This is a genomic window from Streptococcus suis (assembly GCF_016775005.1).
In the GTDB taxonomy this organism is placed as follows: Bacteria; Bacillota; Bacilli; order Lactobacillales; family Streptococcaceae; genus Streptococcus; species Streptococcus suivaginalis.
In genome coordinates this window covers 154358-180714 of sequence record NZ_JAEUXI010000002.1, presented here as the reverse complement: position 1 = coordinate 180714, position 26357 = coordinate 154358, and the positions used below count along the sequence as shown (strand labels likewise).

The 26357-nt window shown below is 46.0% G+C and carries 27 protein-coding genes; 21 read left to right on the top strand and 6 right to left on the bottom strand.

Going from position 1 to position 26357, the window contains the following annotated elements:
* Window positions 1–213: 213 nt before the first annotated feature.
* The 4 genes from hrcA (at window position 214) to dnaJ (ending at window position 6280) form a co-directional block, all read left to right on the top strand.
* Window positions 214–1248 carry a heat-inducible transcriptional repressor HrcA gene (gene hrcA, locus JNG37_RS03015; RefSeq protein ID WP_105210206.1) on the top strand — a complete coding sequence of 345 codons (1035 nt, stop codon included), beginning with the start codon at window positions 214–216 and terminating at the stop codon, window positions 1246–1248.
* A gap of 125 nt (window positions 1249–1373) precedes the next feature.
* Window positions 1374–1910 (top strand): nucleotide exchange factor GrpE, encoded by a 537-nt coding sequence (gene grpE, locus JNG37_RS03010; RefSeq protein WP_395324066.1) that lies wholly within the window; start codon window positions 1374–1376, stop codon window positions 1908–1910.
* Window positions 1911–2166: 256 nt separating this feature from the next.
* On the top strand, window positions 2167–3990 hold the full coding sequence (dnaK, locus tag JNG37_RS03005; RefSeq protein ID WP_002943084.1) for a molecular chaperone DnaK: 1824 nt from the start codon (window positions 2167–2169) through the stop codon (window positions 3988–3990).
* Between the two features lie 1153 nt (window positions 3991–5143).
* Window positions 5144–6280: a molecular chaperone DnaJ gene (gene dnaJ / locus JNG37_RS03000; protein ID WP_158455837.1), complete on the top strand. Its 1137-nt coding sequence runs from the start codon at window positions 5144–5146 to the stop codon at window positions 6278–6280.
* A 52-nt stretch (window positions 6281–6332) separates the two neighbouring features.
* Here dnaJ and JNG37_RS02995 read toward each other — a convergent pair.
* Window positions 6333–7678, bottom strand: a protein-coding gene (locus tag JNG37_RS02995) for an IS3 family transposase (RefSeq protein WP_187321611.1) whose coding sequence is annotated in 2 segments (ribosomal slippage) — window positions 6333–7222 and window positions 7222–7678 — 1347 coding nt in all. Because the reading frame shifts where the segments join, the coding sequence is not laid out codon by codon here.
* Between the two features lie 158 nt (window positions 7679–7836).
* Between JNG37_RS02995 and JNG37_RS02990 the strand changes: the two genes are divergently transcribed.
* From JNG37_RS02990 to JNG37_RS02945, 10 genes are all read left to right on the top strand, one after another.
* Window positions 7837–8664, top strand: coding sequence for a lipoate--protein ligase family protein (locus tag JNG37_RS02990; RefSeq protein WP_158455835.1), 828 nt, complete (start codon window positions 7837–7839; stop codon window positions 8662–8664).
* Between the two features lie 8 nt (window positions 8665–8672).
* Window positions 8673–9875 carry an NADH-dependent flavin oxidoreductase gene (locus JNG37_RS02985; protein ID WP_158455833.1) on the top strand — a complete coding sequence of 401 codons (1203 nt, stop codon included), beginning with the start codon at window positions 8673–8675 and terminating at the stop codon, window positions 9873–9875.
* Complete coding sequence (locus tag JNG37_RS02980) at window positions 9865–10860, top strand: MsnO8 family LLM class oxidoreductase (RefSeq protein WP_158455831.1); 996 nt, start codon at window positions 9865–9867, stop codon at window positions 10858–10860. Before JNG37_RS02985 ends, JNG37_RS02980 begins: the two co-directional genes overlap by 11 nt.
* Window positions 10857–11189, top strand: a complete 333-nt coding sequence (locus JNG37_RS02975; protein ID WP_158455829.1) for a glycine cleavage system protein H — start codon at window positions 10857–10859, stop codon at window positions 11187–11189. Before JNG37_RS02980 ends, JNG37_RS02975 begins: the two co-directional genes overlap by 4 nt.
* A complete protein-coding gene (locus JNG37_RS02970) occupies window positions 11182–12003 on the top strand; it encodes a protein-ADP-ribose hydrolase (protein ID WP_158455827.1) in 822 nt (273 codons plus the stop codon). The genes JNG37_RS02975 and JNG37_RS02970 overlap by 8 nt, the downstream gene beginning before the upstream one ends.
* On the top strand, window positions 11981–12877 hold the full coding sequence (locus JNG37_RS02965) for an SIR2 family NAD-dependent protein deacylase (protein WP_158455825.1): 897 nt from the start codon (window positions 11981–11983) through the stop codon (window positions 12875–12877). The genes JNG37_RS02970 and JNG37_RS02965 overlap by 23 nt, the downstream gene beginning before the upstream one ends.
* Window positions 12868–13893 carry a lipoate--protein ligase gene (locus tag JNG37_RS02960; RefSeq protein ID WP_023369321.1) on the top strand — a complete coding sequence of 342 codons (1026 nt, stop codon included), beginning with the start codon at window positions 12868–12870 and terminating at the stop codon, window positions 13891–13893. The genes JNG37_RS02965 and JNG37_RS02960 overlap by 10 nt, the downstream gene beginning before the upstream one ends.
* Before the next feature lie 19 nt (window positions 13894–13912).
* A complete protein-coding gene (locus tag JNG37_RS02955; protein WP_158455823.1) occupies window positions 13913–15361 on the top strand; it encodes an amidase in 1449 nt (482 codons plus the stop codon).
* A 95-nt stretch (window positions 15362–15456) separates the two neighbouring features.
* Window positions 15457–16347: a transporter substrate-binding domain-containing protein gene (locus JNG37_RS02950; RefSeq protein ID WP_158455821.1), complete on the top strand. Its 891-nt coding sequence runs from the start codon at window positions 15457–15459 to the stop codon at window positions 16345–16347.
* Window positions 16348–16466: 119 nt separating this feature from the next.
* On the top strand, window positions 16467–17138 hold the full coding sequence (locus tag JNG37_RS02945; RefSeq protein ID WP_158455819.1) for an amino acid ABC transporter permease: 672 nt from the start codon (window positions 16467–16469) through the stop codon (window positions 17136–17138).
* 31 nt (window positions 17139–17169) lie between these two features.
* Here JNG37_RS02945 and JNG37_RS02940 read toward each other — a convergent pair whose 3' ends face one another.
* From JNG37_RS02940 to JNG37_RS02925, 4 genes are all read right to left on the bottom strand, one after another.
* Entirely contained in the window at window positions 17170–17385 is a 216-nt protein-coding gene (locus JNG37_RS02940; protein WP_014637449.1) for a helix-turn-helix domain-containing protein, read from the bottom strand.
* A gap of 1 nt (window position 17386) precedes the next feature.
* Entirely contained in the window at window positions 17387–17911 is a 525-nt protein-coding gene (locus tag JNG37_RS02935) for a hypothetical protein (protein ID WP_158455817.1), read from the bottom strand.
* 132 nt (window positions 17912–18043) lie between these two features.
* Window positions 18044–19912 carry a heavy metal translocating P-type ATPase gene (locus JNG37_RS02930; RefSeq protein WP_158455815.1) on the bottom strand — a complete coding sequence of 623 codons (1869 nt, stop codon included), beginning with the start codon at window positions 19910–19912 and terminating at the stop codon, window positions 18044–18046.
* Window positions 19913–20061: 149 nt separating this feature from the next.
* Window positions 20062–20523, bottom strand: a complete 462-nt coding sequence (locus JNG37_RS02925; protein ID WP_158455813.1) for a Fur family transcriptional regulator — start codon at window positions 20521–20523, stop codon at window positions 20062–20064.
* A gap of 229 nt (window positions 20524–20752) precedes the next feature.
* On the opposite strand from JNG37_RS02925, the gene truA reads away from it, so the two are divergent.
* From truA to JNG37_RS02890, 7 genes are all read left to right on the top strand, one after another.
* Complete coding sequence (truA, locus tag JNG37_RS02920) at window positions 20753–21502, top strand: tRNA pseudouridine(38-40) synthase TruA (protein ID WP_044774293.1); 750 nt, start codon at window positions 20753–20755, stop codon at window positions 21500–21502.
* The gene (locus JNG37_RS02915; RefSeq protein ID WP_158455811.1) at window positions 21492–22253 is read left to right on the top strand and encodes a bifunctional hydroxymethylpyrimidine kinase/phosphomethylpyrimidine kinase; all 762 of its coding nucleotides are present in this window, start codon (window positions 21492–21494) and stop codon (window positions 22251–22253) included. Before truA ends, JNG37_RS02915 begins: the two co-directional genes overlap by 11 nt.
* The gene (locus JNG37_RS02910; protein WP_158455809.1) at window positions 22243–22728 is read left to right on the top strand and encodes an ECF transporter S component; all 486 of its coding nucleotides are present in this window, start codon (window positions 22243–22245) and stop codon (window positions 22726–22728) included. Before JNG37_RS02915 ends, JNG37_RS02910 begins: the two co-directional genes overlap by 11 nt.
* Window positions 22709–23272: a TIGR01440 family protein gene (locus JNG37_RS02905; protein ID WP_158455807.1), complete on the top strand. Its 564-nt coding sequence runs from the start codon at window positions 22709–22711 to the stop codon at window positions 23270–23272. The genes JNG37_RS02910 and JNG37_RS02905 overlap by 20 nt, the downstream gene beginning before the upstream one ends.
* Window positions 23273–23380: 108 nt before the next feature.
* On the top strand, window positions 23381–23809 hold the full coding sequence (locus JNG37_RS02900; protein WP_158455805.1) for an Rrf2 family transcriptional regulator: 429 nt from the start codon (window positions 23381–23383) through the stop codon (window positions 23807–23809).
* 75 nt (window positions 23810–23884) lie between these two features.
* The gene (locus JNG37_RS02895; RefSeq protein ID WP_158455803.1) at window positions 23885–24886 is read left to right on the top strand and encodes an NADP-dependent oxidoreductase; all 1002 of its coding nucleotides are present in this window, start codon (window positions 23885–23887) and stop codon (window positions 24884–24886) included.
* Window positions 24887–24897: 11 nt separating this feature from the next.
* On the top strand, window positions 24898–25734 hold the full coding sequence (locus tag JNG37_RS02890) for an alpha/beta fold hydrolase (protein WP_158455801.1): 837 nt from the start codon (window positions 24898–24900) through the stop codon (window positions 25732–25734).
* Between the two features lie 6 nt (window positions 25735–25740).
* Here JNG37_RS02890 and JNG37_RS02885 read toward each other — a convergent pair whose 3' ends face one another.
* Complete coding sequence (locus JNG37_RS02885; protein WP_158455799.1) at window positions 25741–26271, bottom strand: TetR/AcrR family transcriptional regulator; 531 nt, start codon at window positions 26269–26271, stop codon at window positions 25741–25743.
* Window positions 26272–26357: the final 86 nt, after the last annotated feature.

Below are 26357 nucleotides of genomic sequence, written 5' to 3'. Positions count from 1 at the left end.
ATCAGGGAGTTTTCTCTGATTTTTTTGTTGACATTCCACAGTTCTAGGTCCTCAGACTGATTTTTAGCACTCTAGGTAAAAGAGTGCTAATTTTTTGGTTTTTTCTCTTGACAATCCATTTTTTCGGCGTATAATGGGAGTATAAAGTTTAGCACTCATCGTTATAGAGTGCTAAAAATATAAAAATCAACACTGTTCATGAAAGGAGCGGAGATGATTACCCAACGTCAAAATGATATTTTGAATCTGATTGTTGAATTGTTTACGCGTCATCATGAGCCAGTTGGTTCTAAAGCTTTACAGGAGATGATTGCTTCTAGTTCAGCTACCATTCGCAATGATATGGCTAAGCTAGAGCAGTTGGGCTTGCTAGAAAAGGCCCACACGTCAAGTGGTCGGATGCCCAGTCGGGCTGGTTTTCAATACTTTGTCAACCACTCGCTCAACTTGGAACACATCAATGAAGAAGATGTTTATCAGGTAGTCAAGGCCTTCGATTTTGAAGCCTTCAAGCTGGAAGACATCTTAGAGCGGGCCAGTACAGTCCTAGCTGATTTGACAGGCTACACTTCGGTTATCTTAGATGTGGAGCCGACCAGTCAGCAGTTGACTTCCTTTGACATCGTGCAGCTCAGTAGCCACGATGCCTTGGCAGTCTTGACCTTGGACCAGTCCAAACCTGTTACCGTCCAGTTTGCCATTCCCAAGAACTTTTTGACCAGGGACTTGGAAGTGCTCAAACGCCTGGTGGATGAACGCTTCGTTGACCAGACGGTCTTGGCTATCCACTACAAGCTGCGGACGGAGATTCCCCAGGTGGTTCAGCGTTACTTTACCACGACGGACAATGTCTTGGATCTGATGGACTACATCTTTGCCAATCTCTTCCAAGAATCAGTCTTTATTAGCGGAAAGGTCGCTTCGCTGACCTATGGCAATCTCGCCACCTACCAGCTTTTGGATAGCCCACAGCTATTAGCCCCAGAGTTGCGGCAAGGCTTAGCGCCAAACCAGCAGACCAGCATTTCTGTGGCGGAACATAGGGATCCTGCCCTAGCAGATGTGACAGTTATTCATCATCGCTTTCCAATCCCCTATCGGGGCATGGCCCAGATGAGTTTGCTTGGTCCTGTTGACATGGACTATCGTAGGCAGATGAGCTTAATCAACATCATCAGCCGCGTCCTATTTATGAAATTAACCGATTACTACCGATATTTGAGCAGTAATCATTATGAGGTAAATTAAGATGTGAGGGCGTGAAGGAAACGATTGAAAAATAGGAGATTGACGCGGTGTCATCAGACACAAGGAAATCTATCTTTTTTCTGAGTTTCTAGCCCGAACTCAATTTATTATTTGTCAAAGTAATAATAGAAAATGAAGAGGTGAACAACTTGTCAGAAGAAATCAAAAACGAAGAAATCGTAGAAGAGGTTGAAGCAACAGAAGAAGTTGTCGAAGCTCCTGAAAAATCAGAGTTGGATTTGGCAAATGAGCGTGCAGAGGAATTTGAAAACAAGTACCTCCGTGCCCATGCTGAAATGCAAAATATCCAACGCCGTGCCAACGAGGAACGCCAAACCATTCAGCGTTACCGTTCGCAAGACTTGGCCAAGAAAATCTTGCCGAGCTTGGATAACTTGGAACGCGCTCTTCAAGTCGAAGGCCTGACAGAAGATGTCAAAAAAGGCTTGGAAATGGTACAGGAAAGTTTGATTCAAGCCCTCAAAGAAGAAGGAGTGGAAGAAGTCGCAACAGATGTCTTTGACCCAAATCTTCACATGGCCATTCAAACCGTTCCAGCCACAGACGACTGCCCAGCAGAACACATCGCACAAGTCTTCCAAAAAGGCTACAAGTTGCATGAACGTCTGTTGAGACCGGCTATGGTGGTCGTATCAGAATAGTCGCTCTGCTATTTCCAAAAAAGAAACTTGACCGAAATGTCGTTAAACTATGAAATTGTAAACAAAGACAAGCCCTAGGTTTGTAGGCTAGCGAACATCGTGAGCCCATTTGATACTCTCCGCCGTGGCGCTAGATACGCAAAGTTTGAGACAATTGGCTCAAACTTTAGTCAAAGAGACCGAAAAAGCGGGCTCTGACGGCGTCGCCACTTAAGGAGAGTATCACAAAAAGAAATAATAAAAAGAGGTATTTATAATGAGCAAAATTATCGGTATTGACTTAGGTACAACAAACTCAGCAGTTGCAGTTCTTGAAGGAACTGAATCAAAAATCATTGCAAACCCAGAAGGAAACCGCACAACTCCGTCTGTTGTGTCTTTCAAAAATGGTGAAATCATCGTTGGTGATGCGGCAAAACGCCAAGCGGTAACCAACCCAGATACCATCATCTCTATCAAATCAAAAATGGGAACTTCTGAAAAAGTTTCAGCAAATGGTAAAGAATACACCCCACAAGAAATCTCAGCTATGATCCTTCAATATTTGAAAGGCTACGCTGAAGAATACCTTGGTGAAAAAGTAACGAAAGCCGTTATCACTGTTCCTGCTTACTTCAACGATGCTCAACGTCAAGCAACAAAAGATGCTGGTAAAATCGCAGGTCTTGAAGTAGAACGTATCGTCAACGAACCAACTGCAGCAGCCCTTGCTTACGGTTTGGACAAGACTGACAAAGACGAGAAAATCTTGGTATTCGACCTTGGTGGTGGTACTTTCGACGTATCTATCCTTGAGCTCGGTGACGGTGTCTTTGACGTACTTGCTACAGCGGGTGACAACAAGCTCGGTGGTGATGATTTTGACCAAAAGATTATCGACCACATGGTAGCTGAATTCAAGAAAGAAAACGGCATCGACTTGTCAGCTGACAAAATGGCTCTTCAACGTCTGAAAGATGCTGCTGAAAAAGCTAAGAAAGACCTTTCAGGTGTGACATCAACTCAAATCAGCTTGCCGTTCATCACTGCAGGTGCAGCAGGTCCGCTTCACTTGGAAATGACATTGACACGTGCAAAATTTGACGAATTGACTTACGACCTTGTAGAACGTACAAAAGTTCCTGTTCGTCAAGCCCTTTCAGATGCAGGCCTTAGCTTGTCAGAAATCGACGAAGTCATCCTTGTCGGTGGTTCAACTCGTATCCCAGCTGTTGTAGAAGCTGTTAAAGCTGAAACTGGTAAAGAGCCAAACAAATCTGTAAACCCTGACGAAGTTGTTGCTATGGGTGCAGCAATCCAAGGTGGTGTGATCACTGGTGATGTCAAAGACGTTGTCCTCCTTGACGTAACACCATTGTCACTTGGTATCGAAACAATGGGTGGTGTATTTACAAAACTCATTGACCGCAACACAACCATCCCAACTTCTAAGTCACAAGTCTTCTCAACTGCGGCAGATAACCAGCCAGCTGTTGACATCCACGTGCTTCAAGGTGAGCGTCCAATGGCAGCGGACAACAAGACTCTTGGTCGTTTCCAATTGACAGATATCCCTGCAGCACCTCGTGGTATTCCACAAATCGAAGTAACATTCGACATCGACAAGAACGGTATCGTTTCTGTAAAAGCCAAAGACCTCGGTACGCAAAAAGAACAAACAATCGTTATCCAGTCTAACTCAGGTTTGACAGACGAAGAAATCGACCGCATGATGAAAGATGCAGAAGCAAACGCAGAAGCAGACAAGAAACGTAAGGAAGAAGTAGACCTTCGTAACGATGTGGACCAAGCAATCTTTGCGACTGAGAAAACTCTTAAAGAAACAGAAGGAAAAGGCTTCGACGCAGAACGTGACCAAGCTCAAGCAGCTCTTGATGAGTTGAAAGCAGCTCAAGAAGCTAACAACTTGGACGACATGAAGGCTAAACTTGAAAACCTCAACGAAAAAGCCCAAGCCCTTGCAGTGAAACTCTATGAACAAGCCGCAGCAGCACAACAAGCAGCCGCAGGCCAAGAAGGTGCTCAAACAGCTAACAACGCAGGCGATGATGTCGTAGATGGCGAGTTTACTGAGAAGTAGTAAAAACGTTCGGGGAACGTTTTTAGCCCGAGCCACGAAATTCTTCACTAGGCTTTGTTAACTCTCCTCGATGAACTCTAGTTCAATCTTCGTCCAGTTGCCTAGCCTAGTCTTGAATTTCTTTGAGTATCTAGGGTTCGGAAAATCATTTTTTCTGAAGTTCTTAGCTCGAACTTAGTTCTCATCTTCTCGAGAATAGAAATCATTCGTCAATAAAATTTCCAATCACAGAGGTTGCAACCCAGCCTCTGTTTTTGGGTAAATACCCTTCTAACTTTTACAGAATTGAATACGCCTACGACTCTGTGAAAAAGTCAAAAAGTCTGGGGATAGACTTTTTGAGAAATACCTGTCGCTCGTTAGTTTTGTGCGACAGGGCTGAAAGTATCTGCTGGACACTTTCACTCCCTATTTTTCTTTGAGTCGCTTAATGGCTTAATATCTTCATAGAAAGGAATGTGTTTGCAATCGAACACGGGCTACTTTCTATACTCTAAAGAAAGGAATACAAGTTCGGTAATTCGAACACAGGCTAAAAACCTAGTGAAAAAGATAAACCTCCTAGTGTGTTTTACGCACTGCGTCAGTTAGCTGTTTTCACTTTTCCAAAACCATGATAGAAAGGAAAGTGTTCGTAATCGAACACGGGCGTTAATATGCAGTATTCTTGCATGACTAAATTGGTGCAATTGAATACGCCTACGACTCTGTGAAAAAGTCAAAAAGTCTGGGGATAGACTTTTTGAGAAATACCTGTCGCTCGTTAGTTTTGTGCGACAGGGCTGAAAGTGTCCACTGGACACTTTCACTCCCTATTTTTCTTTGAGTCGCTTAACGGCTTAATATCTTCATAGAAAGGAAAGTGTTCGCAACTGAACACGGGCTACTTTCAATATTTCAAAGAAAGGAATACAAGTTCGGTAATTCGAACACAGGCTAAAAACCTAGTGAAAAAGATAAACTTCCTAGTGTGTTTTACACACTGCGTCAGTTTGTCGTTTTAACTTTTCCAAAACCATGATAGAAAGGAAAGTGTTCGTAACTGAACACGGGCTACGGACTGTGCCAAAAAGATAGTTTTTCCTAGGACGGTGATGTCCTGCGTCAAAACTCCTATTTTGGCTGTGTCCGCTTAACGCCCTTAGTATCTTATATGAACAATACAGAATATTACGATCGTCTTGGTGTTTCTAAGAGCGCTTCGCCAGACGAGATTAAGAAGGCTTATCGGAAGCTTTCGAAGAAATACCATCCAGATATTAACAAGGATCCGGGTGCGGAGGATAAATATAAGGAGGTCCAAGAGGCTTATGAAACCTTGAGCGATCCGCAAAAACGGTCTGCCTATGACCAGTATGGTCCTGCTGGAGCAAACGGTGGCTTCGGCGGAGGAGCAGGTGGTTTTGGTGGTTTCGACGGAGCGGGCTTCGGCGGCTTTGAAGATATCTTCTCTAGCTTCTTTGGTGGGGGTGGTGCGACCCGTAATCCCAATGCACCTCGTCAAGGTGATGATCTCCAATACCGTGTCAACCTCAAGTTTGAAGAAGCGATTTTTGGTGTGGAGCGTGAAGTGTCCTATAATCGTGAGGCCACCTGTCGGACCTGTACGGGTTCGGGTGCCAAACCTGGAACTAGTCCTGTAACCTGTGGTCGCTGTCATGGTTCTGGAGTTATCAATGTGGACACACAAACACCACTTGGTACCATGCGCCGTCAAATGACCTGTGATGTCTGTCATGGTCGTGGAAAACAAATCAAAGACCCATGTACAACCTGTCATGGAACAGGTCATGAAAAACAAGCCCATACGGTAACAGTCAAGGTTCCAGCTGGTGTCGAGACTGGTCAACGTATTCGATTGGCTGGTCAGGGTGAGGCTGGCTTCAATGGTGGTCCGTATGGAGATCTCTACGTGGTAGTACAAGTCCAAGCATCGGACAAGTTTGAACGTGATGGGACAACTATTCATTACAAGTTGAGTTTGAACTTTGTACAGGCAGCCTTGGGTGACACCGTTCATGTCCCAACTGTTCATGGCGATGTTGATTTGGTCATTCCAGAAGGGACGCAGACTGGTAAAACCTTCCGACTTAAAGGAAAAGGTGCACCAAGTGTTCGTGGTGGAGTAATTGGTGATCAATATGTCACAGTAAATGTCGTCACTCCGACAGGTTTGAACGATCGCCAACGTGCAGCTCTTAAAGAATTTGCATCTGCTGGAAATATTGATGTTAAACCTCATAAAAAAGGCTTTTTTGACAAGGTAAAAGATGCTTTTGATGAACTCTAAGCAGATAAAAAGACTGGTTTTTGAACTGCACCCCAAAAAGTTGGACAAATAATTATTGAAAGGATTTAGTTCTGTATTGGACAGGACTAAGTCCTTTTAATTTTGCTTTGATTCGTTTGTTGTTGTAGTAAAAAATATAATCTGTAATAGCTTCTTCAAGCTCGTCAAGTGATTGATAAGATGTCTCGAGTCCATAAAACATTTCAGATTTGAGAATGCCAAAGAAAGACTCCATCATCCCATTATCTGTGCTATCCCCTTTGCGGGACATGGATGGTCGAATGCCTTTGGTTTCCAAAAAGTAATGGTAAGACTGGTGCTGGTATTGCCAACCTTGATCGCTATGGAGAATAGTCCCACTGTATAAATCTGCTGGAAAAGCCTTCGCAAGCATGGTTTGAACCTGCTTCAAGTCAGGTGACCGAGACAAGGTAAAATCAATAATCTCACTATTATAGCCGTCAAGAACAGGCGATAAGTAGAGTTTCCCTTCAGGCAAAGCAAACTCCGTCACATCGGTATAACATTTTTCATAAGGCTTAGATCCCTCAAACTGACGTTTAATCAGATTATCAGCCTTCTTACCCACCTCACCTTTGTAAGAAGCATACTTGTGCTTACGACGAATACGAGCCGCCAAGCCCATGACTGTCATCAAACGCTGCACCTTTTTATGGTTGATGAAGAAACCTCGATTTCTGAGTTCTAAATAAATCCGACGATAGCCGTAATTACCTTTATGGTCATCATAAATGGCTTGAATTTCAGTCTTAATTGCTTTGTTCTTGTCGGGTTTATCCAGTTGCTTGACTTGATAATAATAAGTTGAGCGAGGCATTTTAGCTGTCGCAAGTAGGAGGTCTAGTCGGAATCCTCCTTGGACCATATCTCTAATTGTTTCTGCTGTTCGCGCACTAGTGTTTCGTCCCTCAAGCGAAGTTCCCTCAACTTTTTTAGGAAGGCCACCTCCGTTCGAAGACGTTCATTTTCCTCTTGAACGCGCTCTAATTCCGTCATCTCTTCCCAGGTTTTCTTGCGTTTACGTCCCATCTTGCTCGGTCTCCCTCTTGGTTTTTCAAGAATAGTATACCCGTTTTTCTTGTATTGTGCTATCCAATTGGGAAGCATTCCTCGATTTGGCAAGGCATAATCAAGGGAAACTGAGAGTTGAGAACACCCATGAATCAAGACGTTATCCATTATTTCTTGCTTTAATTCAGGTGAATAATGCCTATTTTTACCTTTTTCAACGATTTCCACGCCATATCGATCCATGAGTTTTATCATGTATGTGAGATTGGCAATAGTGACCTTGTATATCTGGCTAAGGTTGACCAACGACACGCTACTCTTTCTCGGCTCATATATTTCTAGTTTATCTTCATAACTTAATTTCATAAGAAAAACACCCCAATCGTTAGATTTTGTGTCTAACTTTTGGGGTGCAGTTCATTTTCCAGTCTTTTTTTGCCCATAAAAAAGTAGATCAGTTTTTTTCGATAGCTATAAATAAATGTGATACAATAAAAAATAGAAAAAAGAGGTCGAGGTTTGGCATGAAATCGTGGGTTGAGAATGTGGTCATAAAAAAATACGAAGATCGTTCTGGCTTGACAGGTTTGAAACAGGGACCACTGGTGTGGACCGAGGTCTTTTTGCGCGAGGTCAATCGTCAGTCCAATACAGGGATTTTACATTTTTGGCCCATGGACCAAACGGTCATTCTGGGGATGATGGACAGTCAGGTGGCCCAGCTGGACAAGGGCTTAGCCAGTATTGGTCGGGCGGGCTACAGTCCGATTATTCGGAGTTTGGGCGGTTTGGCCGTCGTTGCGGATGAAGGGATTTTAAATGTCACTCTGATTTTGCCTAATCCTTCTGGTCACAAGGTTGATTTGCGGGAGTCTTATCAGGTCATGGTGGATTTGATTGCTCAGGCGCTTTCGGATTTTCCTTTCAAGGTGGTTAGTGGTGAGGTGACAACTTCCTACTGTCCTGGGACCTACGACCTTAGTATCAAGGGGCGGAAGTTTGCTGGATTGGCCCAGCGGATTTACCAAGAGGCAATTGCCATTTCCGCCTATATCAGTGTGTCAGGCAATCAAGTCAAACGAGGGCAAGTGGTGGCTGATTATTATGCAGCAAGTTTTGCTCCGCAAGAAGTATCGGACAGATTTCCACAGGTGAATCCGAATTCGATGGCCAATCTGTCAGACTTGGTCGGTCAGGATGTGACGGTGGAGGATATGAAAACACGAATTGAGCATGTCTTGATTGAAAACGGAGCTTTTCTGACCACCTTTTATCCTTCGTCGGACAACATGGCTGATTTTATGGCGCTCGGAAAGACCATCAAGCAGTCTATGGAAAAATATGGAATCTAGGAGGAAATATGGAAACCTATCAAGCATTATTTGAAGCTCTGCCATTGCACCAAACCGTCCTAGCCAATCGTTTTGTCCTGTCGCCCATGGTGACCAACTCCTCCACCGCGGATGGCTTGGTGACCCAGGATGATTTGGACTATGCGGAACGGCGGGCGGATGCGGCTCCTCTGCAAATCACAGGGGCGGCCTATGTGGATCCCAAGGGGCAATTGTTCGAGTTTGGCTTTAGCGTGGCCAAGGATGAGGATGTTGATGGTTTGCGAAAACTGGCCCAGGTCATGCAGTCCAAGGGGGCAAAGGCAATCTTGCAGCTGACCCATGCTGGTCGTTTTTCCAGCCACACCCTTCAGCGGGACAAGCTGGTCTATGGTCCCAGTCCCATGAAGCTCCATGCTCCCTTTCCCCATGAGGTCAAGGAGTTGACCATAGCAGAGCTGGAAGAGCTGGTGGAGGCCTATGGGCAGGCGACGCGGCGGGCTATTGAGGCGGGTTTTGCAGGAGTAGAGATTTCTTCTGCCCAGCGTTTGCTGATTCAGACCTTCTTTTCGACTTTTTCCAATCAGCGTCAGGACCGCTATGGCTGTCAAAACTTGGAAAATCGTTCCCGTTTTGGTTTAGAAGTCTTGCGGAAGGTCCAGGATGTGATTGACCAGTTGGCGCCAGCTGACTTTATCCTCGGCTTTCGAGCAACACCTGAAGAAACAAGAGGAGCCAGTATCGGCTATTCTATAGAGGAATTTTTACAGTTCATGGACATGGCTTTGGAGGTTGCAAGGATTGACTACCTAGCCATTGCTTCATGGGGGCATGATGTCTTTCGCAATCAGGTTCGAGGAGCTGGGCGCCATCAGGGGCGCTTGGTCAATCGGGTGGTTCACGAGGCCTTAAAGGATAGGCTGGTGGTTATGGCGACAGGGGGGATCAATTCGGCGGAGAAGGCATTAGAGGCCTTGGAGCATGCGGATATGGTTGGTCTGTCAACACCTTTTATCACCGATCCTGAGTTTGCTCACAAGATCGCGGCCGGCAAGCCAGAAGATATCCAACTGCGGATCAAGCCAGAAGACCTGTCCAAGCTGGCTATTCCCCAGGCTTCCTTCAAGGATATTGTTCCCTTGATGGACTATGGGGAGTCGTTGCCGAGGGAGTCTCGGGAGGTTTTCCGTAGCTTAGAAAAACACTACGAGGAGGAAAGGTATGAAAATTAGTCTCTTGGACTATGGGCTTTTGGATGAGGGTCGGACCTATCAGAAGGCCTGGCAGGATAGTTTGGCGCTGGTGCAGGCGGCGGATCGCTTGGGCTACCATCGGTTTTGGTTGGCGGAGCACCACAATGTCCATGCCCTAACCATCGGCAGTCCCGAGGTCGTGATTCCTTACTTGGCCAGTCAGACTCAGCGGATCCATCTGGGTTCGGGTGGCATCATGGGCTTGCATTATTCACCTTATAAAATAGCAGAGCTGGCAGCCAGTTTGGAAACTCTTTTTCCAGGTCGGGTGGACATCGGCTTGGGAAATTCTACTGGAACGGCTCTGGTTAAAGAGCACATGCGTAGCCAGTTTCAACCCAGTCAATTTGACCAATGGGTACAGCAGTTTACAGGCTATCTGACAGGAAAAGATGAAGCCATTGGTCTGTCGCCCAAGCTGGCAAGCTATCCAGAAATTTTTACCTTGGGGATGGGAGGTCAGTCCATGGCCCTGTCTGCTAAGGAGGGCTTGGGCTATGTCTTTGGTAGCTTTCCTTACATTCCCCATGATCCTGTGGAAACAGCTGGAAAATTGGCTCAGGATTACCGCAGGGATTTTCAGCCGTCAGACATCATGGCGCAACCGCATTTTGCCCTGGCCCTCTTTGTCGTGATTGCGGAAACCAGTCAGGAAGCAGAGAATCTGGCAAAATCGCTGGATATTTGGATGTTGGGCAAGCAAGATTTTAATGAATTTACCCATTTCCCAAGTCTAGCCACCTATCAGGCCTATGAGCTGACGGAGCAGGATAGGGAAAGAATTGCCCAGCACCGCAGTCGGATGATGATCGGTAATCCGGCAGAAGTCAAGGAGCAGCTTGAAAAATTGGTTGCTGCTTGTCAGCCAGACGAACTCCTCTTTATACCCTTGGTTTCAGGGATTGACAACCGCTTGAAAGCTATCGAATTACTAGCACAAATTGTAGAAAGTGAGACACTATGAAAAAAATTGCTAACTACCTCTGGGTAGAAAAAGAAGATGCTATTTACACTATCCGTATGACCGCAGAGTTGCAGGATGATGTTGGTACACTTGGTTTTGTTATTTTTTCCGACAAGGAAGTCTTGGAAGTCAATGATGAGATTCTCAATCTTGAAGCCTCAAAAACAGTTATGGCTATTCTGACCCCTATTGCAGGTCGGGTGGTAGAGCGCAATACGGCTGCTCTGGAACAACCAACCCTGCTCAATTCGGAAAAACCAGAGGAAAACTGGTTGATTCGCTTGATCGATGTGTCTGAAGAAGCCTTTTTAGCCCTTGAAGATGCTTAAGGAAGAGCTACTGGACTTGCTGACGGCTATGATTGCCATCTTGCAGGCTGAGAAGGGTGAGTCGCAGTCGGCGGAGCTAAAATTGGCTAGTCTTGAAGAGGCTCTTCCGATTTGGAGAGCTTTGGTCAATCAACGACCAGCAGGACCGATTGGGGCGGACTATCTGACAGTGGAGGAGGCTTTTCTAGTAGCCTATCATGAGGAACATATGCAGGATGTGTCAGTCTGTCAGCCGACGAGCGATCCTCGGATTTTTCTCTATCTAGGAGATTTGTGTCATTTGCAGGTTGATGCGGTGGTCAACGCTGCCAATAGTCAGATGCTGGGCTGTTTTATCCCCAACCATGCTTGTCTGGACAATGCCCTCCATACCTTTGCTGGTTTGGAGTTACGCCAGTTTTGTGCCAAGAAACTGGAAGAACAAGGTCTTCCAGCAGCAGTTGGCAAGGTCATGGTGACACCTGGTTTTCATCTGCCAGCTGGTTTGGCCTTTCACACGGTGGGGCCTTTTATCCCAGAAGGTAAGCCTGTTTCGGCTATTCGGAGAGGGCTCTTGGAGCAGTGCTACCTGTCCTGTTTAGAGGAGGCCAAGGCGCGTGGTCTTAAAGCAATCGCCTTTCCAGCCCTGGCAACAGGGGAATTTGGCTATCCCAAGGACCAGGCGGCAGAAGTTGCTGTTAGAACGGTCCGCAAGTGGCTGGCAGAGACAGCCTATCCCCTAAAGGTCATTTTTTCGACCTATACGGTGGAAGACCAGGGCTACTATATAGCCTTACTGGGAGAAAAGGAGGATGTCCATGTGGCAGACGCTTAAACAAGAAGAAAAAACTCAGGCGGAGCTACTTGCTGGCTTGCTGGCTGAAGCTGATGCGGTGGTGGTGGGCATTGGAGCAGGCATGTCTGCGGCGGATGGCTTTACCTACATCGGTCCTCGTTTCGAAGCTGCCTTTCCAGATTTCATCGCCAAGTACGGCTTTTTGGATATGTTGCAGGCCAGCCTCTTTGACTTTGAAAGCACGGAGGAATACTGGGCCTTTCAGAGTCGCTTTGTCGCCCTCAATTACCTGGACCAACCTGTCGGTGCTTCCTATATTCATTTGAGGGAAATTTTAGAAACCAAGCCCTATCATATCATCACCACCAATGCAGACAATGCCTTTTGGGTGGCCGACTACGATAGGAATAAGGTTTTCCACATTCAAGGGGAATACGGTCTCTGGCAATGCAGTCGCCATTGCCATGACCAGACCTATCGAGATGATGCCCTCATTCGTCGCATGATAGCAGAGCAGGTGGACATGAAGATTCCCTATGACCTGATTCCGCGTTGCCCAGTCTGTGATGCCCCGTTTGAGATTAACAAACGCAATGCAGAAAAGGGCATGGTCGAATCGCCAGATTTCTTTGCCCAAAAAGCCCGCTACGATGCCTTTTTAGAAGGTCATCAAACAGGTAAGGTCCTCTATCTGGAAATTGGGATTGGCTTTACCACGCCTCAGTTTATCAAGACCCCCTTCCAGACACGGATCCAGCAAAATCCTCAGGCCCTTTATGTTTGCCTCAATCAAAAACATTACCGCCTGCCACTGCCTATCAGGGAACGGAGTTTGACCCTGGCAGAGGACAGTGCCCAATTATTAAAAGAAACCCATAGGATTTATTTTAAAGGAGATACCCCATGTACCTAATCGAACCAATCCGCAACGGTCAATATGTCAGCGATGGAGCAGTTGCTCTAGCTATGCAGGTCTATGTTCAGCAAAATGTCTTCTTGGATGACGACATTCTCTTCCCTTACTATTGTGATCCCAAGGTAGAAATCGGCAAGTTCCAAAATGCCTTGGTTGAAATCAATGAAGACTACCTCAAAGAGAACAATATCCTCTTAGTTCGTCGAGATACGGGTGGCGGTGCCATCTATGTGGACAAGGGTTCTGTCAATGTCTGCTACTTGATTCAAGATAACGGCATTTTCGGAGATTTCAAACGTGCCTACCAGCCTGCCATCAAGGCCCTGCATGAGCTAGGAGCCGTTGAGGTAGAGCAAACAGGCCGTAATGATCTGGTGATTGAAGGGAAAAAGGTGTCAGGTGCAGCCATGACCATCAGCAACAACCGTGTCTATGGTGGCTACTCTCTCCTTTTGGATATTGACGAAGAAGCCATGTCCAAGGTCCTCAATCCCAACAAGAAAAAGATTGAATCAAAAGGCATCAAGTCTGTCAAAAGCCGTGTGGGTACCATCCGTCCTTACTTGGCAGAAGAATACCAGTCTGTCACAACAGAGGAATTTAAGAACCTCATTACCTGCAAGTTATTGGGTATTGACTCCATCGACCAGGCAAAACGCTATGTCTTGACTGAGGAAGACTGGGCAGCCATTGACAAGTTGGTGGCAGATAAGTACAAGAACTGGGAATGGAACTACGGCAATTCGCCACAGTATAGCTACCACCGTGATGGTCGTTTTGCTGGGGGAACTGTGGATATTCACCTCGAAGTCGAGAAAGGCCGCATTGCCAAATGCCGTATTTACGGAGATTTCTTTGCCAAGGGCAATATTGACGAAGTCGAAAACAAGCTAATTGGCACACGCTTGCTGGAAGAAGACCTCCAAGCAGCCTTGGCAGATTTGGACATGGCACATTATTTTGGTAAGATTAGCGCGGAAGAGTTGGTTGGCTTGATGCTGAGCGAAGGATAAGATAGAAATAGAGGTTCCTATGGAATGGAAAGATGCGACAGCCATGGCTCAGGCTGTCAATCAAAAACAGGTTTCAGCCAAGGAATTGGTGCAAGAAACCATTGACAGGATTGAAAAGCTCAATCCCGCCCTTAATGCGGTTGTCAGCAAGCAATATGAAGCAGCCCTGAAAGAAGCGGAGAAAGAAGACTATCTGGGCAAGCCATTTGCAGGAGTTCCTTTCTTACTGAAGGATCTGGGACAAAATGAAAAGGGGCAGCCATCTTCTGCAGGTTCTCGTCTGCTTGCTGGTCGGCCAGCAGGTCATACCGATACCTATGTCCAACGCTTGAAGGACTTGGGTTTCATCATTGTCGGTCGGACCAACACGCCAGAATTCGGCTTCAAAAATATTTCAGATGCCAGCCTGCATGGTCCTGTCAATCTTCCCTTGGACCCCAGTCGCAATGCTGGCGGATCAAGCGGTGGTGCAGCCGCAGCACTGGCTTCAGGCATGGTCCCTATTGCTGCTGCATCGGATGGTGGTGGTTCTATTCGTATCCCAGCCTCCTTCAATGGCTTGATTGGCCTCAAAACCAGTCGTGGTCGGATTCCAGTTGGTCCCAAGTCTTATCGTGGCTGGCAGGGGGCATCTGTCAATTTTGCACTGACCAAGTCTGTCCGTGATACCCAGCGTCTGCTCTACCATTTCCAGGACTATCAGTTGGAAGCCCCCTTTCCCCTTGCCAAGCTGAGCGAAGAGGAGGTGTTTGGAAAATTGTCTCGCCCCCTTAAAATCGCCTACTATAGCAAGTCTCCAGTAGGGAGTAAGGTCAGTCCTGAAGCGGTAGAAGCGGTTCAAAAAGCCTGTCATCACTTGGCTGACTTAGGGCATGAGCTGGTGGAATTGTCAGAATATCCTCTGGATGGAGTGGCCCTGATGAAATCCTTCTACCTGATGAACAGCGTGGACACTGCCCAGATGTTTGACGACATCGAAGCAGCTTTTGGGCGCCAGATGACCTTGGATGACATGGAAGTCATGTCCTGGGCTATTTACCAAAGCGGGCAAACCATTCCAGCCAAATTGCACTCCAAGGCCCTCTTGGACTGGGACCAGTTTGGAGCCAGCATGGCGCATTTCCATGAGGATTACGACTTGCTCCTGACACCGACGGTGGCTGATGTAGCGCCCAAGCATGGGCAATTTGACCTGCCAGCAGATTTGCTGGACCGCCTCAAGCACACTCAGAACTATTCCATGGAAGAGCAGCAGGACCTGATCTGGCAAATGTTTGAGGACAGCCTAGCCCTAACCCCCTTTACGCAGCAGGCCAATATTTGTGGTCAGCCAGCCATTTCTCTGCCAACTTATGTGCGGGCTGATGGCTTACCAATCGGCATCCAATTGACAGCAGCCAAGGGACGAGAGGATTTACTCTTGCAGTTGGCAGACCAAATGGAGGCAGCAGGTTTACTCAACTTGTAAGGGAATTCATTTTTCAGATAAAATACTTGCCAAATAGAAAGGTATATGTTACCCTTTTAATGTTAGTAATGTAACAAAAAAGGAGATTTGTTTTTATGTTGAAAAAGTTGCTGACATCAGCTCTCTTGGTGTCTTCATTTGCCCTCGTTGCTTGCTCGAACACAAGCACAAGTTCTACGACAGAGTCTTCATCTGCAACCCAAACTCAATGGGAAAAGATTGAAGAAGCTGGTGTTTTGAAAGTTGCAACACCGGGTACTCTTTTCCCAACTTCATACTACAACGATGAAAATGAGTTGGTTGGTTATGAAATCGAAATGATGAACGAGATCGGTGAGCGTCTTGGCATCGAAATCGAGTACCAAGAAATTGGTGTCGCAGAAGCATTTACAGCTGTTGATAGCGGTAAGGTTGACGTTGCAGTAAACAACTTTGACATGACAGCAGAACGTTTGGAGAAATACAACTTCTCTACACCTTACAAATATTCAGTAGGTGGTTATATCGTTCGTGAAGATGGTACATCAGGACTTGAAGCCGCTGATTTGAGCGACTGGACTGGCAAGAAAGCTGGTGGTGGTGCTGGTACTCAGTACATGAAGATTGCTCAAAAATTAGGTGCAGAGCCAGTAATCTATGACAACGTAACTAATGATGTCTACCTTCGTGATGTATCAACTGGCCGTACAGACTTCATTCCAAACGATTACTATACACAAGTGATGGCCATTGCATGGGCAAAAGCAAACTTCCCAGATATCAAAGTGAAAATGGGAGATGCGAAGTACAACCCAACTGAGCAAGGGATTGTCATGAGCAAGGCTGATGCAAGTTTGAAAGAAAAATTGGACCAAGCCATTACTGAAATGAAAGAAGACGGAACGCTTTTGGCGATTTCTGAGAAATACTATGGTGGCCAAGATTTGACGCAACCAATCGAAGGTGCAGAAGATCTTCCAGTCATCGATACTTCAGATGTAGAATAGGCGCATCTGATGTCAGGTCTTGTCAGTGGGAGGACGATTGGCAAGGCCACTTCCAGAGAAAGTTCTGGGAAAAACAGTGAAAGCCCAGCTAAGGGCTTTTACTTTGATAAGGAGATAGGATGAACATCAATTGGCAGGCAGTTTTTAATATTTCTATTGCCGCAGAGGCAATTCCGAAAATCATAGAGGGTCTTCCCTATACCCTTGCCCTGTCTTTAGTCGGGTTTGCACTTGGAACCTTTTGTGGTTTCTTTGTGGCTCTGATGCGCATGTCCAAGTTCCCCCCTCTACGTTGGTTAGCCATGATACATATTTCCCTGATGAGGGGAATCCCGCTCATGGTATTGCTCTTTTTTATCTATTTTGGTCTGCCCTTCATGGGCTTACAGCTAGATGCTATAACAGCATCTATTATCGCTTTTACATCCATGTCTAGTGCCTACATTTCTGAAATTATTCGTGCATCACTTTCAGCAATTGACAAGGGACAATGGGAAGCTGCTAGGTCGCTGGGACTGAAAACACCAGTCATCTACCGTCGGATTATTATCCCTCAAGCCTTTCGAATTGCTCTCCCCCCATTGAGTAATGTTCTCTTAGATATGGTAAAAAGTACCTCTCTGACAGCTATGATTACGGTGCCAGAGATTTTCAATAAGGCCAAGATAGTCGGCGGAGCCAAGTCTGACTACATGACAGTTTATATCTGTGTTGCCCTTATTTATTGGGTCATCTGTACTCTTTATGCATTTGGTCAGCTGAAGCTAGAAAAACGCTTGGCGACCTATTAAAAAAAGAAAAAGCCTTAGGCTTTTTCTTTTTTTAGTTGTCTTCATGTACATATTCCAAAATATCTCCTGGTTGGCAGTCTAGGATTCGGCAGATGCTCATCAGGGTATTAAAACGAATGCCTTTTGCCTTTCCTGTTTTGAGAATGGACAGGTTGGCTTCGGTAATGCCGACTTGCTCCGCCAGGTCCTTGGAAGTCATTTGTCGGTCTTTGAGGACCTTGTCTAAGTTTACGCGAATCATTTCCATATCAGATAAACTCGCTGTTCTCGGTTTCAAGTTCTTGCCCCTTTTGGACTAAGGTCCAGACAAAATAAGTCAGGAAGATAAAGAGAGCATTGAGGATAAAATCTGACAAACGCAGATTGAGGAAGTTGTTTGGGCCAGCAGCATTTGTCAAGGCGATCAAGCTGGTTAGGCAAAATTGCCCAGCAGTCAGGACGAGCAAACTGATGAAGAGTTTCTGATACAGTTCCAGACTCGCTGAAGTGAAATAATCTTCTTCCAGGAATATCTTGCATAGCTTTTGAATCAAGTAGGCAATGTGACTGAGTGCCGCCAAGACGATTAAGATTAGTCCAGTTGTTAGAAGGATGAGCCAGATACCAATCTGGTCAATGGGTTTGTTAAAGGTGTATTCCCAAGAGTCTATCGCAAAGGAGTCGCCTCCAAGACCAGCCAATGTAAAGATGGTATAAAGAGCAATCGTGAAATAGAAGAAATAGCGAACACATGTAGCAACCAATCCTGCTGTTTTGAGTAGTTTCGTTTTCATAGCAAACCTCCGATTATTATTGTTTTATGATAATATTATCCACAAAATTATTATAAAACAATAATTTTTGAAATGCAAGCGTTTTTTTTAAAAAAATAAAAGCAAAACCGCCAAGCAACTGGCGGTCTGATGCTATTTAAAATACAAGAGTCTCAACCCATTCAAAATCACCAAAATAGTAGATCCTTCGTGGCCCACCACACCGAGTGGGAGGTTGATAGACTGGAAGAGGTTAGAGATGATGAGGAGGGCAATGACAGACAGGGCAAAGATGATATTTTGTTTGATGATGCCCCGCATTTTTTTCGACAGGCGAATGGAGTAAGGAATTCGTGTCAGGTCTTCCATGAGCACGATGTCGGCAGACTCCATAGCGATGTCCGTTCCGCTTCCCATAGCGTAGCTGACATGGGCTTGAGCAAGGGCAGGAGCATCGTTGATACCGTCGCCTACCATACCGACAGACGCAAACTCGGTTTGCAGTTCTTGGATAACAGCAGCCTTGTCCGTCGGCAGACAGTTGGCAATCACACGGTCAATACCGACCTGACTCGCCACATAACGAGCCGTCTTTTCTTGGTCGCCCGTCAGGAGAATTGGCGTCACCCCCATCTCTTTCAACTGGGCAATCAGCTGCTTACTCTCTGGCTTCAAACTGTCTTCCACCATGAAAATCGCCACTAGCAGATCATTTTGGCTGACATAGACCAGGGTTTTCCCAGTGCTCTCTGCCTCATCGATCTGTGCCAGCAAGTCAGCAGACAAGGGACTCACCAAACTATCCACCACAAAGCCCGCCTTACCGATTTTCCAGCTGTCGCCCTCATAGCCCGCCACCAAGCCTTTTCCGGTCACGTCTTCTAAGCTTTGGAGGGCAATAGCAGAGCTATCAGCTGTATAAGTCATGAGAGCTTGAGCGATTGGGTGGCTTGATTGTTTTTCAACTGCCTGAACAACCTGCTTGATAAGTTTTTCATCGCCAAGATAGGTTGTCCCTACAACCTCAGGTTTACCAATCGTCAGGGTACCGGTCTTGTCAAAGACGATGGCCTCTAAATTGGCGATCTTATCCGCAATGTCGCCTCCTTTGATAATCATGCCCTTGCGTGCCGCACGGCTGATGGCAGAAAGTGTCGCCGGTGAAGAAGAAGCCACAAGCGCACATGGAGAAGCAATGGTCAAGAGAATCATGCCACGGTAGAAGGCAGTCAACCAGTCCCAACCCAGAGCAAAATGAGCAAAGAGGATAAAGAGAGGCACCACCACCAAAACAACCTTGACATAGGTATCTTCCATGTTTTCAATAAAAGTCGCTGTTTTTGATTTGGATTCTTGGGCATTTTCAACCATTTGGACGATTTTATCGAAGAGGGCGTCGCCTTTTTCAGCTGTAACTTGAACGGTCACCGTTGGACCTTGGTTGATAGTACCACCGATAACCGCCGCACCAGCCATTTTCTCCGCAGGGAGCGGCTCGCCAGTAATCATGGACTCGTCAAAGATGGATTGTGGGCTGATGAGGGAGGCATCCAGAGGGACCGTATCACCCTTGCGGACTTGCAATAGGTCACCGATGCGAATATCAGCCGTATCCAAAACAGTGATATCACCATTTTCCTCGATTTTACGAGCTGTTGGAGGTGTCATATTCATCAAAGCGGCGATAGCATTCTTGCTTTTCTCCATAGCCAATTCTTCCAGAGTAGAAGAAAGGGAGAAGATGAAGATGAGCAGGGCCCCTTCCATCCAGTAGCCAATTAGACCAGATCCGATAGCAGCCAAGATCATGAGAAGGTCAACAGACAGGTGCTTTTCGAAAATCAGCTCAGTCAGACCTTCCTTGGCAGACTGGTAGCCACCGATGACAAAGGCTGAAATGAAGAGGATGGGTGCCCATCCCTGTCCAGTCTGAAGCAGGAGGACACCTACTAGGATAAATATTAGGCAGACAGATGTCGTGAAGATGTGGCTGTGTTGTTTGAGGTTGGTTACGAGTGTCATAGTTTATTTTTCCTTATTTAGAATTATTATCATTTAATCGATTTAATTATAACAGTTCTAAAAAGAATGTCAAGTCTTTTTAGAATAATTCTAAATAATATTATTCTGACAATTCAAAGGAAAAATAAAAAAAGCGACAAAGTCGCTTTCTAGCTATTCAGTTGGCATTCGGGACAGACACCGTAAATGGACAGGACTTCTTTGGTAATCTTATAGCCAGTTTGTTCATGGGCTTCGCGCTTGAGACTTGGAATTTCCACGTCCATGAAATCGGTGATTTTTCCGCATTTTTCACAAATAACATTGAGGTGTTCATGCCCCATAAAGTCATAGTAGGTCGTCGTGTCATTTGCTCGTTTAAGTTCGGTGATAAAGCCTTCTTCCAAGAGAACCTTGAGGTTATTGTAAACCGTTGCCAAACTCATATTAGGGTAGTTGGGCAGGAGGTCCTTGTAAATCATTTCGGCACTTGGGTGGTCGTCGCTTTCGATTAGATAGGCAACGACAGCTTTTCTTGTTTCGGTAATCCGAATGCCTTTTTCTTTCAAATGCTGGATCACATGGTCAAAGCTTGTTTGATTCTCCGAGTTTAAGTGAGAATGTAGTTCCATTCCTGCCTCCTTTCTTAGTCGGTAGTGGGACATCACCATTCCATCTGAGGAGTCTGTACTCTTGCTAGATGGGGAAATCGGTATGTATTAGAATAGTTCTAATTAGTTTCTTTCACATTATAGCCCTTTTTAGAAAAACTGTCAATTGTCGGCGGTTGAAAAACTGTGCTAGGACAGTTTGTGCTTTCTAGGCTTGTATTTGCAAGTTTGCTTATGCTACAATCAGACCATGACACGATATAAAGCAATTATTTCCTACGACGGACATGATTTTTCTGGTTTTCAGCGCCAGCCCCATGCTCGTACAGTTCAGGAAGAAATCGAAAAAACGTTAGTAAGACTCAATAGTGGTCAGCCAGTAACTGTTCATGGTGCAGGTCGGACAGATGCTGGAGTACACGCCTACGGTCAGGTTATACACTTTGACTTGGCTGGCAGTCGAGATGTTGAGAAGCTCCGCTTTGCCCTGGATACCCAAACACCTGAAGATATTGATGTAGTTAAAGTGGAGCAGGTGGCGGATGATTTTCATTGCCGCTATGCCAAGCACAGCAAGACCTATGAATTTCTAGTGGACATTGGCCGACCCAAGAATCCTATGATGCGGCACTATGCGACTTTCTATCCCTATGATTTGGATTTGAGTCTGATAGAAGAAGCTATTCAGGACCTAGTGGGGACCCATGACTTCACAGGCTTTACAGCATCGGGGACTTCAGTCGAGGATAAGGTGCGGACCATCACGGCGGCGACAATGGAGTATGACCAGCGGCGCCAGTTCTTGATTTTTACCTTTTCAGGTAACGGCTTTTTGTACAAGCAGGTGCGAAATATGGTCGGGACCCTCTTGAAAATTGGTAATGGTCGGATGCCTGTGGGGCAGATTAAGCGGATTTTGGCAGAAAAAGATCGTGGATTGGCAGGTCCAACTGCGGCAGGCAACGGCCTCTATCTAAAGGAGATTATCTATGAAGACTAAGTATATTTTGGCGCTTTCAGGCAATGATATTTTCAGCGGTGGCGGCCTCCATGCAGACCTGACAACTTACACAGTCCATGGCCTGCATGGTTTTGTGGCGGTGACCTGCTTGACAGCTATGACGGAAAAAGGTTTTGAGGTTATTCCGACAGATGCAGCGGTGTTTGCCCAGCAGTTGGCTAGTTTGAAGGATGTGCCCTTTTCAGCTATTAAGATTGGTTTGCTTCCGACGGTGGAAATAGCAGAGCAGGCCTTGGATTTTATCAAGTCTCATCAGGATATTCCAGTGGTTTTGGATCCGGTCTTGGTCTGTAAGGAAACGCATGATACCGAGGTCAGCCAACTGAGGGATGAACTCTTGAAATTCCTTCCCTATATCTGCATCATCACGCCAAATCTGGCAGAAGCTCAGCTATTGCTCCAAAAAGACATCCAAACGGTGGAAGAGATGGAGCAGGCGGCGGTGGCACTTTATGACTTGGGGGCCAAGTCGGTGGTTATCAAGGGGGGCAATCGCTTGGGAGGTTCACAGGCTGTCGATGTGTACTATGACGGGCAGGAAGTGGTGGTGCTCAAGTCTCCTCTGCTTTCAGAAAACAATGTGGGTGCAGGCTGTACCTTTGCGTCCAGCATTGCCAGTCAGCTTTTGCTAGGACAGGACTCTTTGGAAGCAGTCAAATTATCCAAGGACTTTGTCCATGCAGCCATCTTAAAATCAGATCAATATGGGGTAATTCAGTATGAGAAATAAAAAGACGCAAGAACTAGTATTGTTAGCCATTCTAACAGCATTGACCTTGGTCTTGGCGCATATCCACATGCCGACCCTATCCGGCTTTGTAACACTCTTGGACGTTGGAGTTTTCTTTACAGCCTTTTACTTGGGTAAGAAAGAAGGAGCCATTGTTGGCGGACTGTCAGGGCTTCTAATTGATTTTTTGTTGGGCTATCCCCAGTGGGCTTTCTTTAGCTTGCTTTTCCACGGTGCTCAGGGTTATTTTGCAGGATGGACGGGTAAGAAACGTTTGATTGGAGTTGTTCTTGCCAGTCTTTCCATGATTGGTGGCTACTTTGTGGCATCTAGTTTCATGTATAATGTAGCTGACGCTGTTACAAGTCTGATGAGTAATACTCTGCAAAACACAGTTGGTTTGGTAGTTGGTTACATCTTGGCTCAGGCAATAGAAAGAATTGGTGCAGTAAATCATGTCATTAAAGGAAATTAAAGACCAAACTAAGCAAGCTGTCGAAGAGATTTTAGAACTCAGCAATCTTCAAAAGGGTCAGATTTTTGTGCTAGGTTTGTCTTCTAGTGAGGTCATTGGTGGGCATATTGGCAAAAATTCCAGTCTGGAAGTTGGAGAAGCCGTTGTCGAAACCATTCTGGATATTTTGAGATCAAAGGGCATTTACCTAGCTGTCCAAGGCTGTGAGCACCTCAATCGTGCCTTGGTAGTGGAGCGGGAATTGGCTATCCAGAAAGATTTGGAAATAGTCAATGTCCTCCCCACCCTTCATGCAGGAGGCTCTGGTCAATTGGCGGCCTTCAAGTATATGAAAGACCCGGTCGAAGTGGAATTTATCACAGCTCAGGCAGGTGTGGACATCGGTGATACAGCGATTGGTATGCACATCAAGCACGTCCAAGTGCCAATTAGACCGAGCTTGCGTGAGATCGGCCAGGCCCATGTCACCGCCCTTGCCAGCCGTCCCAAGCTGATCGGCGGAGCACGTGCGGCCTATCAGGAAGATCAGATACGGAAAAATTAGTCACAACCAAGCGGTTGTGATTTTTTTGAATACAAAATCCTTGCCAAGTAGATTTCTTTATGCTAAACTTGTTCTTGTGGTTGATACAAGTTCAAAGGGAGGATTTCCATGGATACCAAATTTTCAGTAGCTTTGCATATTTTGACCATGATTAGCGAGAGTAGTGACGTCATGACGTCGCAGGCCTTGGCAACCAGCGTCGGTACCAATGCTAGTTATATCCGCAAGGTCATCGCTCTCTTGAAGAATGCAGGCATCATCCAGTCCCAGCAGGGCAAGGCTGGCTATGAGTTGAGCAAGGATCCGGCGGACATCAGTCTCCTGGACATCTACTATGCTACCCAGGAAGTCACGCATATCCAGCTCTTTCAACAGCACCAACACGCCAATCAAGCCTGCCCAGTTGGTCGGCACATTGCAGGAGCTGTCCAGCCAATCTTTGCGACCATTGAGCAGGATTTACAGGATAGATTATCCCAAGAAAGCTTGGGCCAGGTCATTGCCAACTTGTATCAAGAGGCAAAAAAAACCAACTGACTTTCACAAGTCAGTTTCTATTTCGTCCAACTTAGACTTGTATCAAATACAAGTCGTTTAAAAAAGGAGTAAACCATGAAAGCAGCACAACATACATCTTATAACAAAAACAATATCGTACTTAACCTAACTGACATTGCTAAACCGAATATCAAGGCAGACCAAGTCCTTGTCAAAGTGACCGCAGCAGGTGTCAATCCTCTGGACAACATGATTTCTCGTGGAGATGTCAAGATGATTGTGCCTTACAAATTGCCACAAACAGCAGGCAATGAGGTCGTTGGCTTGGTCGAAGAAGTCGGCTCAAGCGTGACTAATTTTGCAGTTGGTGACCGTGTCTTTGGTCGTCTTCCCCTCGACAATATCGGTGCCTTTGCCGAGTATGTAGCAGTTGAGGCTATAGCCCTTGCCAAAGTTCCTGCCTATCTGACAGATGTGGAAGCGGCAGCTGTTCCTCTGACTGCCCTGACCATTATGCAGGCATTGGACCTCATGGGTGCAGAAGCTGGCAAGACCATTTTCATCTCAGGTGGTACTGGTGGTGTCGGCGGGATGGCCATTCCCATTGCTAAAGCCAAGGGCTTGACGGTCATTACCAACGGTGATGAGGCAAATGCAGAGCGGGTATTGGCGCTGGGTGCTGACCAGTTTATCGACTACAAGACAGAAGATTACACCAAAACCCTCTCCCAAATCGACTATGTCCTGGACACACTTGGCGGTGCAGAAACCGAAAAACAAATGTCGATCATGAAAAAAGGTGGTCACCTGGTTTCCCTCCGTGCCATGCCAAACGGTGAATTTGCCAAACGCATGAACCTGCCGAAATGGAAACAAATCCTGCTTGGTTTGGTCGGTCGCAAGTTTGATAAAATGGCGGCAAGCTACGGCGTACACTACCATTTCATCTTCGTAGAAAGCAATGGTCAACAGTTACAAGAAGTAGCAGACATTTTCAGCAAACTAGAAATCAAACCGTCTGTCGACACTGTTTACCCATTTGAAGAAGTCAACGCAGCCTTGGACAAGGTCGCAAACGGTCGCTCACGTGGAAAAACTGTCCTCAGTTTTAAATAGTAGGAGTACTTATGTCTTATATCACAACCAGAAATCAATACATTACTGTCGCAGGCAATCAGATTGCTTACCGTGAACTAGGCAAGGGCCAGTCTAAACTGCCCCTGGTCTTGTTGGTCCATTTGGCCGCAACCTTGGACAACTGGGATCCAAAATTGCTGGATTTACTGGCTGAAAAAGAGCATGTCATTGTTCTTGATTTGCCTGGCGTCGGAGCCAGTCAAGGCAAGGTAGCTCCTACTATTCCAGGAATGGCAGAGCAGGCTCATGCTATTATCAAGGCTTTGGGGCATACGAAAATTAACCTGCTCGGTCTTTCTATGGGTGGTTTTATTGCCCAAGAAATCGTTCGTCTGGATAGCCAAATGGTTAACCGCTTGATTCTAGCAGGAACAGGTCCTCGTGGCGGTGATGAAGTGGATAAGGTGACAGGAAAAACCTTCCGCTATATGCTGAAGGCTGGTCTGGAGCGTGTGGATCCAAAACGCTACATTTTCTATAATCACGATGAAGCAGGTCGCTTGGAAGCTGAAAAAGTTTTGGGTCGTATGGGAGAAAGAAAAGCCGAGTATGCAGACAAGGACATGAATGTCCCAGGATTTTTAACCCAGCTGAAGGCCATCAAACGCTGGGGTAGAGATCCTCAGGACGATATGACCTTTATCACGCAACCAACGCTGATCGTCAACGGTGACAAGGATATGCAAGTTCCGACTGAGAACTCTTATATTATGCATGAGAAAATCAAAAACAGCCAACTGATCATCTATCCAAATGCGGGTCACGGATCTATCTTCCAAAATGCAGAGGCCTTTTCAACAGCCTTGATAGCCTTTTTGGAGGAATAGTACCCGCTACTCTTGACGATACAAGGCCTGCAAAGTCCCCAAAATCACCCCAGCTTGCTCTTGAAAGAGTTGATTGAGTTGGGTGGGATTTTCTGGCAGACCGCGTGAGATCCACTCATTGATCCAGCCGAAAATGGCATAGGCGAAAAAGGATTTGCCGTAGGCAATGTCATTTGGAAGGTCAGCTGTTAATTCAATCTTTTCCTTTATGGTATCCACGATGACCTGTGTTAGCTGGTAGCGGTAGAGGATGTTGTAAAATTCCTTGTGTTCTTGAAAATGCTGAAAGAGGCTTTGAAAGACCCTATCAGGTGTGGACTGCGGGTTGGCTTCAAACTCTCGTCCCCACTCCTGCATGAGTCGGCGGGATTGCTGGGAGAGAACATCTTCTAGTGAAGAATAGTAACGATAAAAGGATGCTCGTCCGATTTGGGCTTTCAAGCAAACCTCCTTGACCGTCAGGTTTTGGAGATCTTTTTCTTGTAAAAGTTGAATCAAGGTCTGGCTCAGCTGGTTTTCTACATAATGTTCTTTCATGAGACATATTCTGCTTTCTGTCTTATTTATTGTGAGACACTTGTCTCACTCTTTTTTTCATTGTATAATACTCCTAGTTTTTTCAC

Excerpts from the sequence above, each read along its gene's own strand:
- hrcA (WP_105210206.1), top strand. The coding sequence starts at position 214 with ATGATTACCCAACGTCAAAATGATATTTTGAATCTGATTGTTGAATTG.
- dnaK (WP_002943084.1), top strand. The coding sequence starts at position 2,167 with ATGAGCAAAATTATCGGTATTGACTTAGGTACAACAAACTCAGCAGTT.
- dnaJ (WP_158455837.1), top strand. The coding sequence starts at position 5,144 with ATGAACAATACAGAATATTACGATCGTCTTGGTGTTTCTAAGAGCGCT.
- JNG37_RS02990 (WP_158455835.1), top strand. The coding sequence starts at position 7,837 with ATGAAATCGTGGGTTGAGAATGTGGTCATAAAAAAATACGAAGATCGT.
- JNG37_RS02985 (WP_158455833.1), top strand. The coding sequence starts at position 8,673 with ATGGAAACCTATCAAGCATTATTTGAAGCTCTGCCATTGCACCAAACC.
- JNG37_RS02980 (WP_158455831.1), top strand. The coding sequence starts at position 9,865 with ATGAAAATTAGTCTCTTGGACTATGGGCTTTTGGATGAGGGTCGGACC.
- JNG37_RS02975 (WP_158455829.1), top strand. The coding sequence starts at position 10,857 with ATGAAAAAAATTGCTAACTACCTCTGGGTAGAAAAAGAAGATGCTATT.
- JNG37_RS02970 (WP_158455827.1), top strand. The coding sequence starts at position 11,182 with ATGCTTAAGGAAGAGCTACTGGACTTGCTGACGGCTATGATTGCCATC.
- JNG37_RS02965 (WP_158455825.1), top strand. The coding sequence starts at position 11,981 with ATGTCCATGTGGCAGACGCTTAAACAAGAAGAAAAAACTCAGGCGGAG.
- JNG37_RS02960 (WP_023369321.1), top strand. The coding sequence starts at position 12,868 with ATGTACCTAATCGAACCAATCCGCAACGGTCAATATGTCAGCGATGGA.
- JNG37_RS02955 (WP_158455823.1), top strand. The coding sequence starts at position 13,913 with ATGGAATGGAAAGATGCGACAGCCATGGCTCAGGCTGTCAATCAAAAA.
- JNG37_RS02950 (WP_158455821.1), top strand. The coding sequence starts at position 15,457 with ATGTTGAAAAAGTTGCTGACATCAGCTCTCTTGGTGTCTTCATTTGCC.
- JNG37_RS02945 (WP_158455819.1), top strand. The coding sequence starts at position 16,467 with ATGAACATCAATTGGCAGGCAGTTTTTAATATTTCTATTGCCGCAGAG.
- JNG37_RS02940 (WP_014637449.1), bottom strand. The coding sequence starts at position 17,385 with ATGGAAATGATTCGCGTAAACTTAGACAAGGTCCTCAAAGACCGACAA.
- JNG37_RS02935 (WP_158455817.1), bottom strand. The coding sequence starts at position 17,911 with ATGAAAACGAAACTACTCAAAACAGCAGGATTGGTTGCTACATGTGTT.
- JNG37_RS02930 (WP_158455815.1), bottom strand. The coding sequence starts at position 19,912 with ATGACACTCGTAACCAACCTCAAACAACACAGCCACATCTTCACGACA.
- JNG37_RS02925 (WP_158455813.1), bottom strand. The coding sequence starts at position 20,523 with ATGGAACTACATTCTCACTTAAACTCGGAGAATCAAACAAGCTTTGAC.
- truA (WP_044774293.1), top strand. The coding sequence starts at position 20,753 with ATGACACGATATAAAGCAATTATTTCCTACGACGGACATGATTTTTCT.
- JNG37_RS02915 (WP_158455811.1), top strand. The coding sequence starts at position 21,492 with ATGAAGACTAAGTATATTTTGGCGCTTTCAGGCAATGATATTTTCAGC.
- JNG37_RS02910 (WP_158455809.1), top strand. The coding sequence starts at position 22,243 with ATGAGAAATAAAAAGACGCAAGAACTAGTATTGTTAGCCATTCTAACA.
- JNG37_RS02905 (WP_158455807.1), top strand. The coding sequence starts at position 22,709 with ATGTCATTAAAGGAAATTAAAGACCAAACTAAGCAAGCTGTCGAAGAG.
- JNG37_RS02900 (WP_158455805.1), top strand. The coding sequence starts at position 23,381 with ATGGATACCAAATTTTCAGTAGCTTTGCATATTTTGACCATGATTAGC.
- JNG37_RS02895 (WP_158455803.1), top strand. The coding sequence starts at position 23,885 with ATGAAAGCAGCACAACATACATCTTATAACAAAAACAATATCGTACTT.
- JNG37_RS02890 (WP_158455801.1), top strand. The coding sequence starts at position 24,898 with ATGTCTTATATCACAACCAGAAATCAATACATTACTGTCGCAGGCAAT.
- JNG37_RS02885 (WP_158455799.1), bottom strand. The coding sequence starts at position 26,271 with ATGAAAGAACATTATGTAGAAAACCAGCTGAGCCAGACCTTGATTCAA.